Below are 16,623 nucleotides of genomic sequence, written 5' to 3' on the forward strand. Positions count from 1 at the left end.
GTCGTTGCAATCTTCATATCCTTCGCGCCGCCGCGTCCGCGGCAGCGCTCACTCATTCCGATGCTCCTCCTCTCCCCACCGAACCCGCTTCGCTGGGCTTCGGCGGGGGCCCCGGTTTATCCCCGCATCTCCCGCAGGCGGCGGAGAATCCAGGAATCGTCCAGGTCCACCTTGCCCTCCACCGCCCGCAGGGCGATGTGCAGGTGGTCGGTGGTGCGCTCCAGCCGGATGAGCCCCCGCTCGTCAAAGACCTCCAGACACACCATGGTGCGCATGACGGTCTCCCGCCTGCCGGCGGAGCGGGCAATGCTCCGGGCCAGCCGGGGGGCGGTCTCCTCCAGGGGGGCGGGCTGGGCGTGGCCCTTCAGGTAGCGCCACAGCACCACAAACTCCTCCCGGCTGGGCAGCAGAGCAGCCGCCTCCCCGGGGGTCAGGGCCTCGCCCCGGCGGAACTTCTCATACAGGGCCCGCTCGGCCTGGGCCCGGGTCAGGGCGGGGCGCAGGTCGCACACCTGCAGCTGCACGGTGCGCCAGCCCCGGAACTCGTTGATCTGGGGGGTAAAGGCCACATCCACCCGGTCGCCCACGGCCACTCCCGCCTGGGCGGCGGTGGCGGAAAAGAAAATGGCGTCGAAGCTCCGCCCGCCGGCGGTCAGCTTCAGCTTCAGATGCCGGCCGCCCCCCACCTCGCTGAGGGCGGTGATCAGGCAGCCGGACAGGGAAAACACCGGTTTGGGGTTGCCGGCGCCGTAGGGTTCCAGCAGATCCAGGCCCTCCACCCCCTCCAGGGTGAGCAGACCGGGGTCCTCCACCTCGGCGTCCACATCCAGGGTGGAGACCATCTCCTCCCCGCCGGTGCAGGCGCAGACATAGTCGTTCATGGCCCGGGTGAAGGCGGGGATGTTCTCCTCCAGTATGGTAAAGCCCGCCGCCAGCTCGTGGCCGCCGAAGCCCTCCAGCAGGGGGGCGCAGTGCTCCAGGGCGGCAAACAGGTTGAAACCGGCGAAGGACCGGCAGGAGCCCTTGCCCTTGCCGTCCTGGAGGCAGATCATGAAGGCCGGGCAGGAGTACTTGTCCGCCAGGCGGGAGGCCACAATGCCCACCACGCCCTGATGCCAGTGTTCCCCGGCCAGCACCAGCGCATACCGCTGCTGCTGGGGAAGGGCCTGAGCCAGGGCCTGACACTCCTCATAGATCTCCGCCTCAATGGCCTGCCGCTCCCGGTTGAGCTGGCACAGCTGGCCGGCCAGTTCACTTCCCCGGGCGGGGCTGTCGGTGAGGAGCAGCTCCCCCGCCAGGGCGGCGCACCCCATCCGGCCGGAGGCGTTGATCCGGGGGGCCAGGGTATATCCGATGGCGCCGGAGGTCAGGGGCCGCTCCTCCAGCCCCGCCTCCTGCAGCAGGGCCTTCAGCCCCGGCCGCCGGGTGTGCCGCAGGGCCTCCAGCCCCAGATGCACGATGGTCCGGTTCTCCCCGGTCAGGCTCATCACATCGGCCACCGTACCCACGGCGGCCAGGTCGGCGTACCGCTCCAGCAGCTCCCGCTGCCGGTCCGGCCCGCCCAGGGCCAGTACCAGCTTCAGGGCCACACCCACCCCCGCCAGACATTTAAACGGGTAGGGGCAGTCATCCTGGTGGGGATCCACCACCGCCGTCGCTTGGGGCAGCTGGGATTTGCACTCATGGTGGTCGGTAATCACCAGGTCGATCCCCAGCGTCCGGGCATACTCCGCCTCTTCCACGGCGGTGATCCCGCAGTCCACCGTCACCATCAGGCTCACGCCCTCCTTCCGGAGGGTGGTCAGGGCCTCCTGGTTCAGGCCGTAGCCCTCCTCCAGCCGGTCAGGGATGTAGGGGATCACACTGCCGCCCTCCCCCCGCAGGAAGTCCGTAAGCAGGCAGGTGGAGGTAATACCGTCCACGTCGTAGTCGCCGTAGACCGCTATGGTCTCCCCCGTCTCCAGGGCCCGGGCCACCCGGGCGGCGGCTTTGTCCATATCCTTCATCAGCAGCGGGTCCCGGAGCTGGCCCAGCCCCGCATCCAGGAAGGCGGCCGCCTTTTCCGGGGTGTCCAGCCCCCGGGCGCACAGCACCATGGCCGCCAGGGGCTGGATACCCGCAGCCTCCATGGCCTGTCGGCTGCCGGACGGGCAGGCAGCCCGGTTCCATTTCTTATATTTCATTGGGCTGCACCACCCTTCCGCGCTCAAAATTACCCTTAATTATATCAAATACTGTCTCTTATGACAAGGGGCTGGAAAAAACGGCGGGCGGCCCCGGGGGCCGCCCGCACGATTCTGTTCGGCTTACGCCAGCTCCAGGTACAGGCCCACCAGATCAATGGTGGCCTTCATCCCGTCAAAATGCGTCCGCTCCCCACGGGACCATGGTCCCGCGGGGACCCCCTTTGCTTTCCACTTATCGCCCGGCAGAAATGAATTCCGCCGGGCTCCCGCCTTCGGCGGAGATGGAGCGGACCCCCTTGTCTTTCAGGCCAGCTCCAGATACAGCCCCACCAGATCAATGGTGGCCTTCATCCCGTCAAAGTGGGTCCGCTCCATGCCGTGGGAGGCGTGGACACCGGGGCCGATGAGGGCGCCCCTGGCGTCCATACCGGTTTTCCAGGCCACCGACACATCGGAGCTGTAGTGGGGGTAGATGTCCACGGCGTAGTCCACCCCGTTGGCCTTCGCCAGCTCCACCAGCCGGGTCACCATGTCGTAGTCGTAGGGTCCGGCGCTGTCCTTGGCACAGATGGACACCTGGTACTCGGTGCAGTTCAGGTCGTCGCCCACGCAGCCCATGTCCACCGCCAGCAGCTCGTCCACCGCCGGCAGGGTGGCGCCGCCGTGACCCACCTCCTCGTGGACGGTGAAGCACACCTGGGTGTCGTACCGGGGGGTGAGGCCCTGCCGGTTCATCAGGGTGAGCAGGGTGAGCAGGCAGGCGGCGCTCCCCTTGTCGTCGATGAACCGGGACTTGAGGAAGCCGCTGTCGGTGACGGTGGTCTTGGGGTCAAAGCACACGTAGTCCCCGGCGGAGATGCCCAGGGCCTCCACGTCCTCCTTGCTCTTCACCTTTTCGTCGATGCGCACCGCCAGGTTCTTCTCGTCCCGGGGGCGGGTGGCGGCGTCGTCAAAGACGTGAACGGCGGGGGACAGGGACAGGATGGTGCCGGTGTACACCCGGCCGTCCCGGGTATAGATCCTGCAGTACTCCCCGTCCAGGGTGGGCAGGATGGGGCCGCCCACTTTGGTGATCATCAGCATGCCGTCGCTGGTGATGGAGCGCACCATCAGGCCCAGGGTGTCGATGTGGGCGCACAGGCCCACCTGCTTGCCCACCTCCCGGCCGGGCACCGACACCACCACATTGCCCTTGTTGGTGCGGCGGACGGCATAGCCCTGTTCCCGGGCGATCCGCTCCGCCTCCTCCGCCGCTTTATGGGTAAAGCCGCTGGGGCTGTCGATGGTGAGCAGCCGCTTGGCGGTGTCCATCAGAAGCTCCCGGCAGTTTTGTGTATCCAGCATTTGCATCGTCTCCTCTGTTGTAGTAAACTGATTTTATACCAAACCACAGGAGAGATGCAACCATGTCGGAAGAAAAGACCAACGTCATGCGGGTGCTGGATCAGAAGAAGGTGGCCTACACCCCCCACTGGTACGCCCATCCCGACGGAGCGGTGGACGGGGCCAGCGTGGCCGCCCTCATCGGCAAAAACCCGGAGGCGGTGTGCAAGACCCTGGTGACCCAGGGGGCCAGCAAGAAATATTATGTGTTCGTCATCCCGGTGGGGAGGGAACTGGACCTGAAGGCCGCCGCCAAGGCGGTGCGGGAGAAGTCCATCGAGATGATCAAGCAGGCCCAGCTGCTCCCCCTCACCGGCTATATCCACGGGGGCTGCTCCCCCATCGGCATGAAGAAGCAGTTCCCCACCGTTTTTGATGAAAGTGTGGAAAACCAGCCCACCATCACGGTGAGCGCCGGCAAGATCGGCTGCCAGGTGGAGGCGGCTCCGGTTGATCTGGCCGCTCTGGTGCGGGGCTCCTTCGCCCCGGTGAGCAAGTAAGGCTCAGGAGTTCTCCTCCGGCTCCGCCACCACCAGCACGTCCCCCGGCCGGATCACGGTGCTGCCGGTGGGGATGACCGTCTCCAGGCCCCGCTTGATCAGGATGATCAGGCGGGGCTTTGTGCTGGAAAACTGGCTGATGGGATGGCCGGCCCACTTGCTGCCCCGCTCCACCGGCACCTCCCGCAGGTTCAGGTGCTCCTGGTCCTCAAAGGAGCGGGCGGCCAGCACCAGCCGGTCTCCTTCCTTCAGCTCGGTGTCCCCCTGGGGCACGATGCACGTCCCGTTCCGGTCCACCATGGCCACCAGCAGCTCCGCCGGCAGGGAGAGCTGGCTGACCGTCCGGCCGCTCCAGGGGTGGTCCGGTCCCAGTCGGACCTCCACAAAGTCGATGTCCCGCTCCTCCTGGTAGTCGGTAAAGGTCTTGCCCACGTCGGCATCCCGGTCGGTCATGGACAGCCTGCCCGCCACCCAGGGCAGCAGGGTGCCCTGGACCGCCATGGACAGCAGCACGACGCAGAACACCAGGTTGAACAGATCGTAGGTCATACCGATGCCGCTGAGGACTGCGGAGATGGCGAACACGATGGAGGCCGCCCCCCGCAGGCCCGCCCAGGCGGTGATGCCGATCTGGCCCCAGGGTGCCCGGAAGGGGAGCAGCAGGGCGGTACACACCAGGGGCCGGGCGATAAACGTGAGGAAGACCATGATGGCCAGGGCGGGCAGCAGCACGGCGGGCAGGCGCACCGGGGTGACCAGCAGGCCCAGCAGGAAGAAGATGAGCACCTGGGCCACACTGGTGGCTACGCTGAAAAAGTGGACCAGGTAGCGCTTCTGGGTCAGGCTGGTGTTGCCCAGCCAGATACCGCACAGGTAGGCGCTCAGGTAGCCGTTGCCCCCGCAGGCGGCAGGGATGGAATAGGCCAGCAGCATGACGGCGAAGAGGAACACCGTCCGGCTCTCCTGGGAGCGGAGCAGGTCCTGCCGCAGCAGCCAGGCCGCCGCCGCTCCGATCAGCAGGCCGCCGCCGATACCCAGCAGCATCTGCTTGGCCAGCAGCAGGGGCAGGGACAGTTCCTCTCCCGCCATCAGGCTCAGGCAGACGGTGGTGAGCATATAGGAGATGGGGTCGTTGGAGCCGGACTCCATCTCCAGCAGGGAGTCGGTGTGGTGCTTCAGAGCCAGCTTTTTGGAGCGCAGGATGCTGAACACCGAGGCGGCGTCGGTGGAGGAGATCACCGAGCCGATGAGCAGGCTCTCCAGCCAGGGCAGGTCCAGCACCAGCCAGGCGAACAGGCCCACCGCCAGGGCGGTGCCCGCCACCCCCAGGGTGGACAGCACCGCCGACTGCACCACCACCGGCCGGGCGGCCTGAAGGTTGGTGCCGAAGCCGCCGTAGAACATAATGAAAATCAGGCAGAAGGAGCAGATCAGGTTGACCCCGGCGTAGTCGTCAAAGGGGATGCGGAAGATGCCGTTTTCTCCGAAACACATACCCAGGGCCAGGAAGATCAGCAGGGAGGGCACCGCCAGTTTTTCCAGAAAACGATTCATCAAAATGCAGATTAAAATGACGGATCCAATCAGCAGAAGTGCGCTATTCACCGTTTTATCGCCACCTTTCCTCCGTATCAGCGGATATTTGAGTATTATTGTATCATAAAACAGGGTTGGGACGCAAATCTCCCCTCCGGCGGAAAATCCCTGCCGGAGAGGGAACTTTTTCATTTGGCTCTCGTCTATGTGTCTGTTATATGATACAGCAAAGGAGAATCTGCTATGAAAAAGCTCGGCACTGCCGCTCTGACTCTGGCCCTGGCCGGGGCCATGGCCGTCCCCGCCTTTGCCGCGGAGAATCTGGTCATCTCCCCCAATCCCAACGCCTATTCCACCGCCATTACCCTGAACGGGGAGGCGCTGGACACCACCGGCATCCCCGCCGCCAGCCGGCCCGACCTGCTGCCCATGCGCCTGGTGGCTGAGGCCGACCACGGCTCCGCCTACTGGGATCAGGAGAACAACGAGGGCTGGTTCCAGTTCGGTGAGGGCCGGATCGTGGTCCAGTTCGAGGCCAACACCATTCTGGTCAACGACGTGGCGGTAAACACCACCGCCGAGGTCCACAACGGCGTCACCTACATCCCCGCCGCCGTGCTGGAGGGGCTGGAGGGCTTTACCGCCACTGTGTCGGATGACACCGTCACCATCACCACCCCCAACAACGACCCCATGGTGAAGCTGGCCTACTCCATTATGGACAACAGCGGGATGTTCGGCAGCCGCACCTATGAGGATATGCTGACCGATGCCTACCAGATTCCCGCGGATCAGTTTGAGCAGATCGTGGCCTTCTTCCCCATGATCACCAGCCCCGACACCATCATTGTGGGCAAGCTGTCCGACGGCGCCGACGAGAAGGCTGTGACCGACGCCCTGGAGGCCTACCGTCAGCGGCAGGAGGACACCTTCTCCTGGTATCTGTCCCAGCACCTGCCCAAGGTGCAGGACGCCCGCACCGTGATCGAGGACGGCTATGTGTTCTTCTTCATCGGCGAGAAGGCCGACGAGGCCGAGCAGATGTTCCGCGACTACGTGGCGGCGCAGGCCTGAGTTTGTATAGGGAAACAAGGTCCCGGCTTTGGCCGGGACCTTGTTTTTTCCACCGCCAGCCGCTATAATGTGGAAAAAAGGAGGGGTCGCCGTGGAAAACGCACCGGAACTGACTGTCCCCCAGATCCTGGAGGAGCTGGAGCACTGCTACGGGGAATTTGTGGAGCGGCTGGAGAAAAGCCGGGCCGCCAACGCAGGGGAGGTCATGGGATTTTTCTTCCGCGTCCAGGGCAATCCCAAGGTGAGCCTGGCGGTGGAGGACTTCAACTCGGCTCTCACCGGGCGAGTGGCCGCCCTGACGGAGCTGCTGGCCCAATGCCCGGCGGAGCAGGCCGGGGAATGGGCGGCCCAGGCCCTGGAGATCATGCTTTTTTACCCTGTGCCGGCAAACCGCTCCACCGCCTTTTCTCTGGCTGCTTTTGAAGGGCACGCCCTTCCCCTGGTGCCTTTTCTCACCCCCGCCGGGCGGCAGGAGGCCGCCAGGCGCTGCGCCAAGCGCACCCCGCCCCGGCGGATGCTGCCCAACCAGAAAAAGCTGTGGCAGGCCCTCTCACGGCCATGAGACAAACGCCCCCGCGGGATTGCCGCGGGGGCGTTTTTTCGCTTATTTCTCCTGCAGCAGGGACATGAATTCCTCGCCGGTGATGGTCTCCTTCTCCAGCAGGTAGCCCGCCAGCTTGTGGAGCTGGTCCTGGTGGTCCTTGAGCAGATCCAGGGCCTTCCGGTGGGCCGCCTTCACGGTGTCCACCACCTGCTTGTCGATCTCCGCGGCGGTCTCGGCGGAACAGGCCAGGGAGGTGTCGCCCCCCAGATACTGGTTCTGCACCGTCTCCAGGGCCACCATGTCAAATTCCTCGGTCATGCCGTACCGGGTAATCATGGCCCGGGCCAGCTTGGTGGCCTGCTCGATGTCGTTGGAGGCGCCGGTGGTGATGTTGTCCGCACCGAAGATCAGCTCCTCGGCGGCCCGGCCGCCGGTGAGGGTGGCAATCTTGTTGACGATCTCCGCCCGGCTCATCAGGTTCCGCTCCCCCTGGTCCACCTGCATGGTGTAGCCCAGAGCGCCGGAGGTCCGGGGGACAATGGTGATCTTGGTCACCGGGGCCGAGTGGGTCTGGAGGGCGGCCACCAGGGCGTGGCCCACCTCGTGGTAGGACACTAGCTTCTTCTCCTCCGGGGAGATGACGGCGTTCTTCCGCTGGGCGCCGGCGATGACGGTCTCCACGCTCTCCTCCAGGTCGGCCTGGGTGACCGTCTTGCGGCCCTGCCGCACCGCCCGCAGGGCGCCCTCGTTGATGATGTTGGCCAGCTCCGCGCCGGAGGCGCCGGCGGTGGCCCGGGCAATGGCCTCCCAGTCCACGTCGCCGTCCAAATGGACGTGCTTGCCGTGGACCTTCAGGATGGCCACACGGCCCTGGAGGTCGGGCAGCTCCACCGGCACCCGCCGGTCGAACCGGCCGGGCCGCATGAGGGCGGGGTCCAGGCTCTCGGGCCGGTTGGTGGCGGCCAGCAGCACCACGCCCTTGCTGGAATCAAAGCCGTCCATCTCGGCCAGCAGCTGGTTCAGGGTCTGCTCCCGCTCGTCGTTGCCGCCGTAGCCGCCGGTATCACGCTTCTTGCCGATGGCGTCGATCTCGTCGATAAACACGATGCAGGGGGCCTTCTCCCCCGCCTGCTTGAACAGGTCCCGCACCTTGGCGGCGCCCATGCCCACGAACATCTCCACGAACTCCGAGCCAGAGATGGAGAAGAAGGGCACCTTGGCCTCCCCGGCCACAGCCTTGGCCAGCAAGGTCTTGCCGGTGCCCGGAGGGCCCACCAGCAGCACGCCCTTGGGCAGCTTGGCGCCGATTTCGGTGTACTTCTGGGGCTCGTGGAGGAAGTCCACCACCTCCATCAGGGCATCCTTGGCCTCATCCTGACCGGCCACGTCGGCAAAGGACACGCCGGTGGAGGCCTCCTCCACATAGATCTTAGCGTTGGCCTTGCCGAAGGTCATGGCGTTGCCCATACCTCCGGGCATTCCCCCCATCCGCTTGACCATCCAGCGGGAGAGAATCTGGCCGATGATCAGGAAGATAAAGATGGGCAGCACCCAGCTGATCAGCGCCGCCAGGATGGGGTTGGCCTGGGTGGGGATCTCGGCGGTAAATACGATATCCGGGTCGGCCCGCAGCTGCTCCAGCAGCCGCTGGCCGTCGTCCGGCCACACGCCGGTCTTGTAATAGCCCTCCTGGCCGTTCTCATCAGTGCCGATAAAGACGATCTCCCGGCTGTCCTCGTCCAGCGCCACCTGGCTCACCCGGTCATCATCCACCATGGTGAGGAACTGGCTGTAGGGCACCTCATAGACCTGCCGCTCCAGCAACGAGGGGAAAAACAGGGCGTTGAGGAGCATCAGGACAACAAGGGCAATGCAGTAGTAAAAGATCAGCGGTTTTTTGGGCGGCGATGGCCGCTTTTCCGGCTCTTTGACCTCTTTCATGATTTTATTCCTCCGTAGTCCGAAATTTATTTCTTATGCGAAACAATAGTAGGCCCTTCTTTCCCCAAAGTCAATCTGTTGGAGGCAGGTTTTACATATTGTTCACAGCCGGAAGGAAATTATGAACTTTCTGTGCAAAAAGGCCCGTCCTGCACAGGACGGGCCTTGGGCTCAGTATTTGTTGACCATGCCGGAGATCAGGGGGGTGGGCACCAGCCACATGATGAGGAACACCAGCAGGTTGCCGGCAGACAGGGAGGCGTAGGAACCCACAAAGGTGAGATAGAAGGCCAGCAGCAGACCGGCCACTGCCCCCAGACTGGCCAGCACGGCGGAAATGCGCACCGCCCGGCGGAGCCGGGCCGCGCCCACCACCGCCTCGGAGTAGGGGGCCACGCCCTCCCGGCAGAGGACGGCGGTGAGGATATCGCTGTGCTCCTGGTCCTCGTCGGACAGCTCGATGCGCCGCTCGGCGGCGGGGAACTCCATCTTGTCCACCGGCAGCTTGAACCGCTGGCGGAGCATGGCGGGAATCAGGTTGAAGTCCCGGGTGGCCATGACGGGGGTGATCCGGTTGCGGATCAGGCTGTTGAGGGAGGGCTCCAGGGTGCCGTGGAGGGTGTAGTGGAGGGCAAAGATGCCCGCCAGCTCCCCGTCGATGGCACAGAACACGGCGTTCTTTACGTTGAGGCCGGGGGGCAGGGGGATCTCCATCAGATGCATGAAGGCCGCCGAGCCCACCAGCACCTGCTGATCCCGGATGACGGCGGACAGGCCGCCCTCATAGCAGCAGAAGTTGGACATCCGCCGGTAGACGGTACCCTGGGACCGGAGCAGGTCGTGAAAAATCTTGTCCAGGCCGCAGCCCGATTCCTTGATGAGGCTGGCGGTGTTGGCCACCACCTTGTCCACCGGGAAGTCCCCAAAGACCTTGATGCCGTTGAGGGACACGCAGCCCGGCGGGAAGAAGTCGGTATCGGTGAGCAGAATGCCGCTGCCGCCGGTAGCGGTGACCCCGTCCCAGCCGGCGATGGCGGCTCCCGACTGGCTCAGCCGCCGGCACAAAGTAAGCCAGGGCAGGGAAAAGCACAGGGCCCCCGACAGGGAGGCGGAGGCTGTGAGCATAGCGGACAGGCACCACAGCAGCCGCTCGGGGGCGCCCCGTCCGATGGAGGCCACGATGCTCAACAGCAGGCTGGCAATGAGCAGCAGGGGAACGATCCGCTGAAAGATCCGCTGGGCCCCGTCGCTGGCCTGCATCTGCCGGCCGAAGCCGATGGGCTCCCCGGACCACTTGGCGTAGGTGTCCCGGCCGTTCCACTTGCCCTCGTCCAGGGTGACCAGATAGGGCTGGGAGGCGGAGGCCGCCGTGCGGCAGGCCAGCCGCTGGCCCCGCCGCTTGCGGGCGGTGCCCTTGAGCAGCAGGGAAATGCCCAGAATGATGGCGGCGCAGTAGGGCATCTCTCCCTCCCGGCTGTCCAGCAGGGGCATGGTCAGAGCGTCGGCCAGGGTGGCGGCGGAGGCAAAGACCAGCAGGGTATCCATACCGAACTCCAGGCGGAAGGGGCGGGCCAGGCCGCCGATGAGCACATCCAGGCCCAGAAGCATGGCCAGGCCCTGGGCGGCAGCCAGCACCCACAGGCGCAGCTGAGGAGTAAGCATCTCAGGATAGGGCAGCAGATCCACGCTCAGATACAGGGCGGGGATGAAGAGCAGCAGCACCAGGGTGCCCCGCACCCCCAGGGACTTCAGGCCCTTGCCGTACCGGCGGGCCAGATCCCCGGCGGGCAGGTCGGGAGCGGGAGGCGGCTGCCGGCGTGGGCGGCGCTCCCGCCGGGGCTCGTCCGGCTCCTCCTCCTCGTCGGTGCCGGGGATATAGGCCTCGGCTCGGCGCACCTCCTCCTCGTGCTCCTTGCCCTCCTCCTCATACATATGGGCGGCATAGTCGTCCGCCTTGCGTACCAGGCGGTTGAGCTTTTCGGCAATGGGGTTGTCGGCAGCGGGGCCCTCCTCACCGGGGAAGTCCACCACCTTATTATTATGACTGCCTTCCGGTTCCTCCGGCGGCTCCGGCTCCGCCGGGCGCTGAGGCGCGGCCTGCCGCTCCACCGGCGGCTGGTCCGCTTTGGGCTTGGCCGGCTCCTTGGCCTTTTCCTCCCGTTTGCCGGAGGGGAAACTCACCACCCGGCCGCCCCCTTTGGAGCGGTTTGGCTGAGCAGTCCGGCTCTTGGGTACAATGGGGAAGGGTACGGTGTCCTCCTTGTCCCGCTTCCTGCGGGCGGACCCGCCCCCGAATTCCGCCAGAATCTCCTCCAGGGAGAACTCCTCCCCGCCGGGCTCGCCCTTATTCAGTTCATCGTCCCGGTCTTTGGCCATGGGAGAGAGCTCCTTTTCTCTGGTAAATGTGGGCGTCAGCCCATGCGCTGGCGCACCGCCTCATAGAGCAGGATGGCGGCGGCGGCGCTGGCGTTGAGGGAGTTGAGCTTGCCCTTCATGGGAATGCGCACCTTGAAGTCGCAGGTCTCGGCCACCAGGCGGCCCATGCCGTCCCCCTCACTGCCGATGACAATGGCGGCGGGACCCTTCAGATCGGCGTCGTACAGCAGCCGGTCCCCGTCGGCGGCGGTTCCGAACACCCATACGCCCTCGTCCTTCAGCTCCTTGAGCAGGGCGGGCAGGTTGGGCACCCGGGCCACCGGGATGTGGCTCACCGCGCCGGCGGAGGTCTTGGCCACCACCGCCGTCAGGCCGGCGGAGCGGCGCTTGGGAATGATGACCCCGTGGGCCCCGGCGCACTCGGCGGTGCGGATCACCGCCCCCAGGTTGTGGGGGTCGCTGAGCTCGTCGCACACCACGATCAGGGGCGGCTCCCCCTTCTCCCGGGCGGCGTTCAGAATGTCGTCCACGCTGGCGTACTCCCGCACGGCGGCCTGGGCGATGACCCCCTGGTGGGAGTGGGTGCGGCTCATAAAGTCCAGCTTCCGCCGGTCGCACTCCACCACCACGATGCCCTTGTCCCGGGCGGCGGCGGCGATGTGGCCCAGGGTGGCGTCAGTCTCCCCCCGGGCCAGGAAGATCTTGTCGATGGGGGTACCGGCCCGGAGGGCCTCCGTCACCGCGTTGCGGCCCTCGATCAGGCCGTCGGCCTCGGCCTGGGGAATGGGTCTGCGCTCCTTCATGCTTGTGTCCCGCCTTTCTCATTCGTATCCATCAGTATACCACAACCCGCTCCGCAGAAAAAGCCATATTTGCTTCTTTTCCGCAAAATCGCGTCCCCGAAAAAAGCCCTGTTTTCATAGAAAGTTTACAGGTTTCACACCCTGTTTTCTTGTTTTTTCGGGTGGGCTGTGCTATAACTATAAGTACTTTGCAATAAGAATCAACTCCAGATTGGAGGAGGAACCTTAATTTGAACCCTGATAACAAGAACAACAACCGGGGAAAGGGCGGCGGCGGGAACCGACGCAATACCACCGCCATCATTTCCATCATTTTGTGGGCCCTGGTCCTCACCGTACTGGTGAATTATGCCACCTCCATGGCCCGCTCCGCCAATTCGGTGGAGATCACCTACAGCCAGTTCCGCCAGCTGGTGGAGGAGGACAAGGTGGAGTCGGTGGTCATGGAGTCCACCAAGTACACCATCACCCTGAAGGACGGCGTCGTTCTGGATGAGAACGGAAACGTGGTGGAATCCGGCACCGCCTCTTCCTCCGGCACCGCTTCAAAGAATCAGCCGGGCAATTCCCTGGGGCTGCCCCCGCTGGAGAGCTGGGGCAGCGGAGCTTCCAAGAGCGACGTCACCTACTTCTGCGCCCCTGTCAGCCAGGCCGGTCTGCGGGATGACGAGCTCATCCCGCTGCTGGATGCGCATGATGTAAAATACGGCCCGGAGTATGTGGAACAGCTCTCCCCCGTCATCTCCCTGCTCATCTCCTACGTACTGCCGGTGGTCATCATGGTGGTGCTCTTCTCCTTCCTGTTCCGCGGCATGGCGGGCAAGATGGGGGGCGGCATCGGCAACCTGGGCAAGTCCAACGCCAAGGTATACGTAGAGAAAAAGACCGGCGTCACCTTCAAGGACGTGGCCGGCCAGGATGAGGCCAAGGAATCCCTGGTGGAGATCATCGATTTCCTCCACAACCCCCAGAAATACACCGAGATCGGCGCCAAGCTGCCCAAGGGCGCCCTGCTGGTAGGCCCTCCGGGCACCGGCAAGACCCTGCTGGCAAAGGCTGTGGCCGGCGAGGCCAATGTGCCCTTTTTCTCCATCTCCGGCTCCGATTTTGTGGAGATGTTCGTGGGCATGGGCGCCGCCCGGGTCCGCGACCTGTTCAAGGAGGCCAACAAGATGGCCCCCTGTATCGTGTTCATCGACGAGATCGATACCATCGGCAAATCCCGTGACAACCGCATGGGCGGCAACGACGAGCGGGAGCAGACCCTGAACCAGCTGCTGGCCGAGATGGACGGCTTCGACCCCACCAAGGGCGTTATCCTGCTGGCCGCCACCAACCGGCCCGAAGTGCTGGACCAGGCCCTGCTGCGGCCCGGCCGGTTCGACCGCCGGATCATCGTGGACCGGCCCAACCTGGCCGGCCGTCTGGCCACCCTCCAGGTCCACACCCGGAACATCCGCCTGGCAGAGGACGTGGATCTGAAGAAGATCGCCATTGCCACTGCCGGCACCGTGGGCGCGGACCTGGCCAACCTGGTGAACGAGGCCGCCCTGCGGGCCGTCCGCATGGGCCGCAAGGCGGTGAACCAGGAGGACCTGCTGGTGTCCTTCGAGCTGGTCATCGCCGGCTCGGAGAAGAAGGGCAGCGTCCTCACCGAGTTTGAGAAAAAACTGGTGGCCTACCACGAGGTGGGCCACGCCATGGTGGCCTACAAGCAGAAGAACACCGAGCCGGTGCAGAAGATCACCATCGTCCCCCACACCCAGGGCTCTCTGGGCTACACCCTGCTGATGCCCGAGGAGGACAAGACCGACCTGCGCACCAAGGACGAGCTGCTGGCCAAGATCTGCGTATCCATGGGCGGCCGGGCCGCCGAGGAAGTGGTGCTCAACACCATGACCAACGGCGCGGCCCAGGACATCCAGGACGCCACCAGCGTGGCCCGCAGCATGGTGGTGCTCTACGGCATGAGCGACCAGTTCGGCATGATGGCCCTGGCCTCCCGCCGCAACCAGTACCTGGAGGGCGGCTACGGCATGGACTGCGCCCAGGACACCGCCGCGGCGGTGGACCAGGCGGTGAAGGAGCTGCTGACCCAGTGCTATGAGCAGGCCGTCCAGGTCATCAAGGAGAACCGGGAGGACATGGACAAGGTGGTGGCCTATCTGCTGGAGAAGGAGACCATCACCGGCGCCGAGATGGTGGCCATTCTGGAGGGCCGGGACCCCGCTCTGGCGGACAACTACCCCGACCCGGACAAGAAGGAGCCGGAGCAGCCCGCCCCGGCAGACCAGCCGGAGCCCACTTCCCAGGCCATCCCTCTGGGGGATGGACAGGCGCCCGCTCCCCAGGAGGAGCCTCCCGCCGATCAGCCTCCGGAAGAATAACAAGACCAAAGAGGTCCGGCAGATCTTTCGATCTGCCGGACCTCTTTTCTTTTCGTTCAGCGCCGGGTCTTCAGCCGGGCCATGGCTCTGGCCAGGGCGGCCTTGGAGTGGTAGTACTCGTGGACACTCTGCTTCTGACGCAGGCGCTCCTCGGCCCGCTCCTTGGCGGCCTCGGCCCGCTTGCGGTCGATCTCCTCGGGGTGCTCGGCAAAGCCCACCAGCAGGATCACGTAGTCCGGCTTGATCTCGGCAAAGCCGGCGCCCACGGCGGCGGGCTCCCACTTGTCGTTGGCCTTGTACCGCAGCTCGCCGGGCTCGATGGCGGTGACCACCGGCTCATGGCCGGGGTAGATCCCCATTTCGCCGTCCACCGCCGGCAGGATCAGGGCCTGGGCCGGGCCGATGTAGAACTGGCGCTCGGGGGTGATGATCTCCAGGGTAAAGATGCCGGGCTCCGCCATTTATACCGCCCCCATCTTCTTGGCCTTGGCGATGACCTCATCCACGTTGCCCACGTTGCTGAAGGCGGCCTCGGGATATTTGTCCAGCTCGCCGCCCAGGATGGTCTCGAAGGAGCGGAGGGTGTCCTCCAGCTTCACGTAGCGGCCCTCCAGGCCGGTGAACTGCTCGGCCACCGAGAAGGGCTGGGAGAAGAACTGCTGGATGCGGCGGGCCCGCTCCACGGTGCGGCGGTCCTCCTCACTCAGCTCCTCCATACCCAGGATAGCGATGATGTCCTGGAGCTCCCGGTACCGCTGGAGCAGCTCCTGGGTGCCCCGGGCGATCTTGTAATGGCGCTCGCCCACCACGTCGGGCTCCAGGATGCGGGAGGTGGACTCCAGGGGGTCCACGGCGGGGTAGATGCCCTGCTCCACGATCTTACGGGAGAGGACGGTGGTGGCGTCCAGGTGGGCGAAGGTGGTGTCGGGGGCGGGGTCGGTCAGGTCGTCGGCGGGGACGTACACCGCCTGGACGGAGGTGATGGACCCGTCCTTGGTGGAGGTGATGCGCTCCTGCAGAGCGCCCATCTCGTTGGCCAGGGTGGGCTGGTAGCCCACGGCGGAGGGCATGCGGCCCATCAGGGCAGACACCTCGGAGCCGGCCTGGACGTAGCGGAAGATGTTGTCGATAAAGAGCAGCACGTTCTGCTTCTCCTGATCCCGGAAGTACTCGGCCATGGTCAGGCCGGTAAGGGCCACCCTCATACGGGCTCCCGGGGGCTCGTTCATCTGGCCGAAGACCAGGGCGGTCTTTTCAATGACGCCGGACTCGGTCATCTCACGCCACAGGTCGTTGCCCTCACGGGTACGCTCGCCCACGCCGGTGAAGATGGAGTAGCCGCCGTGCTCGGTGGCAATGTTGTGGATCAGTTCCTGGATCAGCACGGTCTTGCCCACGCCGGCGCCGCCGAACAGGCCGATCTTGCCGCCCTTGGCGTAGGGGGCCAGCAGGTCGATGACCTTGATGCCGGTCTCGAAGATGTCCACCACGGGGCGCTGGTTCTCAAACGTGGGGGGCTGGCGGTGGATGGACCAGGTCTCCTTGGTGTCCACCGGGCCCTTTTCATCAATGGCGTCGCCCAGCACGTTGAACATGCGGCCCAGCACGCCGTCGCCCACGGGGACGGAGATGGGGGCGCCGGTGGCGGTCACCTCCATGCCCCGGCCCAGCCCCTCGCTGGGGGAGAGCATGATGCAGCGGACCGTGTCGCCGCCGGTATGCTGGGCCACCTCCATGACCTGGCGCTGGCCGTTCAGCCGGACCTCCAGGGCCTCCTTGATCTCCGGCAGCTCGCCGTGCTCAAAGGACACGTCTACCACAGGTCCCATGACCTGTACAATGGTTCCTTTATTCTCACTCATATACGATCTTATCCCCTTTCGGGCGTTCATC

12 protein-coding genes are annotated in these 16,623 nt (G+C 65.2%); 4 read left to right on the forward strand and 8 right to left on the reverse strand.

What is annotated here, in order from left to right:
- Positions 1-116 precede the first annotated feature (116 nt).
- Together recJ and E0E41_RS10405 are read right to left on the reverse strand one after the other, a co-directional pair.
- Positions 117-2,183, reverse strand: coding sequence for a single-stranded-DNA-specific exonuclease RecJ (gene recJ / locus E0E41_RS10400; protein ID WP_130869837.1), 2,067 nt, complete (start codon positions 2,181-2,183; stop codon positions 117-119).
- 306 nt (positions 2,184-2,489) lie between these two features.
- Entirely contained in the window at positions 2,490-3,530 is a 1,041-nt protein-coding gene (locus E0E41_RS10405) for a M42 family metallopeptidase (RefSeq protein WP_130869838.1), read from the reverse strand.
- Positions 3,531-3,592: 62 nt separating this feature from the next.
- Here E0E41_RS10405 and ybaK point away from each other — a divergent pair, with 62 nt between their 5' ends.
- On the forward strand, positions 3,593-4,069 hold the full coding sequence (gene ybaK, locus E0E41_RS10410) for a Cys-tRNA(Pro) deacylase (protein WP_130869839.1): 477 nt from the start codon (positions 3,593-3,595) through the stop codon (positions 4,067-4,069).
- 3 nt (positions 4,070-4,072) lie between these two features.
- Here ybaK and E0E41_RS10415 read toward each other — a convergent pair whose 3' ends face one another.
- The gene (locus tag E0E41_RS10415; RefSeq protein ID WP_130869840.1) at positions 4,073-5,674 is read right to left on the reverse strand and encodes a potassium/proton antiporter; all 1,602 of its coding nucleotides are present in this window, start codon (positions 5,672-5,674) and stop codon (positions 4,073-4,075) included.
- Positions 5,675-5,848: 174 nt separating this feature from the next.
- Between E0E41_RS10415 and E0E41_RS10420 the strand changes: the two genes are divergently transcribed.
- Together E0E41_RS10420 and E0E41_RS10425 are read left to right on the forward strand one after the other, a co-directional pair.
- Positions 5,849-6,679 (forward strand): DUF4358 domain-containing protein, encoded by an 831-nt coding sequence (locus E0E41_RS10420; protein WP_130869841.1) that lies wholly within the window; start codon positions 5,849-5,851, stop codon positions 6,677-6,679.
- Between the two features lie 91 nt (positions 6,680-6,770).
- Positions 6,771-7,241: a hypothetical protein gene (locus tag E0E41_RS10425; protein WP_130869842.1), complete on the forward strand. Its 471-nt coding sequence runs from the start codon at positions 6,771-6,773 to the stop codon at positions 7,239-7,241.
- Positions 7,242-7,283: 42 nt separating this feature from the next.
- Here the strand turns inward: E0E41_RS10425 and ftsH (E0E41_RS10430) are convergent, their stop codons facing one another.
- The 3 genes from ftsH (E0E41_RS10430) to rlmB form a co-directional block, all read right to left on the reverse strand.
- Positions 7,284-9,164: an ATP-dependent zinc metalloprotease FtsH gene (gene ftsH, locus E0E41_RS10430; RefSeq protein ID WP_130869843.1), complete on the reverse strand. Its 1,881-nt coding sequence runs from the start codon at positions 9,162-9,164 to the stop codon at positions 7,284-7,286.
- A 171-nt stretch (positions 9,165-9,335) separates the two neighbouring features.
- Positions 9,336-11,540, reverse strand: a complete 2,205-nt coding sequence (locus tag E0E41_RS10435; protein WP_130869844.1) for a hypothetical protein — start codon at positions 11,538-11,540, stop codon at positions 9,336-9,338.
- 35 nt (positions 11,541-11,575) lie between these two features.
- Positions 11,576-12,343 carry a 23S rRNA (guanosine(2251)-2'-O)-methyltransferase RlmB gene (gene rlmB, locus E0E41_RS10440; protein WP_130869845.1) on the reverse strand — a complete coding sequence of 256 codons (768 nt, stop codon included), beginning with the start codon at positions 12,341-12,343 and terminating at the stop codon, positions 11,576-11,578.
- A 359-nt stretch (positions 12,344-12,702) separates the two neighbouring features.
- Here rlmB and ftsH (E0E41_RS10445) point away from each other — a divergent pair, with 359 nt between their 5' ends.
- A complete protein-coding gene (gene ftsH / locus E0E41_RS10445; RefSeq protein ID WP_438819466.1) occupies positions 12,703-14,730 on the forward strand; it encodes an ATP-dependent zinc metalloprotease FtsH in 2,028 nt (675 codons plus the stop codon).
- A gap of 56 nt (positions 14,731-14,786) precedes the next feature.
- Here ftsH (E0E41_RS10445) and atpC read toward each other — a convergent pair whose 3' ends face one another.
- Positions 14,787-15,191 carry an ATP synthase F1 subunit epsilon gene (gene atpC, locus E0E41_RS10450; protein WP_130869847.1) on the reverse strand — a complete coding sequence of 135 codons (405 nt, stop codon included), beginning with the start codon at positions 15,189-15,191 and terminating at the stop codon, positions 14,787-14,789.
- Complete coding sequence (atpD, locus tag E0E41_RS10455) at positions 15,192-16,592, reverse strand: F0F1 ATP synthase subunit beta (protein WP_130869848.1); 1,401 nt, start codon at positions 16,590-16,592, stop codon at positions 15,192-15,194. It lies immediately after the preceding gene.
- Positions 16,593-16,623: the final 31 nt, after the last annotated feature.

Origin of the sequence: Intestinimonas massiliensis (ex Afouda et al. 2020) (assembly GCF_900626285.1) — a bacterium.
Classification (GTDB): Bacteria; Bacillota; Clostridia; order Oscillospirales; family Oscillospiraceae; genus Flavonifractor; species Flavonifractor massiliensis_A.

Coding starts and splice junctions, on each gene's coding strand:
- recJ (WP_130869837.1), bottom strand. CDS start 2,183: ATGAAATATAAGAAATGGAACCGGGCTGCCTGCCCGTCCGGCAGCCGA.
- E0E41_RS10405 (WP_130869838.1), bottom strand. CDS start 3,530: ATGCTGGATACACAAAACTGCCGGGAGCTTCTGATGGACACCGCCAAG.
- ybaK (WP_130869839.1), top strand. CDS start 3,593: ATGTCGGAAGAAAAGACCAACGTCATGCGGGTGCTGGATCAGAAGAAG.
- E0E41_RS10420 (WP_130869841.1), top strand. CDS start 5,849: ATGAAAAAGCTCGGCACTGCCGCTCTGACTCTGGCCCTGGCCGGGGCC.
- ftsH (WP_130869843.1), bottom strand. CDS start 9,164: ATGAAAGAGGTCAAAGAGCCGGAAAAGCGGCCATCGCCGCCCAAAAAA.
- E0E41_RS10435 (WP_130869844.1), bottom strand. CDS start 11,540: ATGGCCAAAGACCGGGACGATGAACTGAATAAGGGCGAGCCCGGCGGG.
- rlmB (WP_130869845.1), bottom strand. CDS start 12,343: ATGAAGGAGCGCAGACCCATTCCCCAGGCCGAGGCCGACGGCCTGATC.
- ftsH (WP_438819466.1), top strand. CDS start 12,703: ATGGCCCGCTCCGCCAATTCGGTGGAGATCACCTACAGCCAGTTCCGC.
- atpC (WP_130869847.1), bottom strand. CDS start 15,191: ATGGCGGAGCCCGGCATCTTTACCCTGGAGATCATCACCCCCGAGCGC.
- atpD (WP_130869848.1), bottom strand. CDS start 16,592: ATGAGTGAGAATAAAGGAACCATTGTACAGGTCATGGGACCTGTGGTA.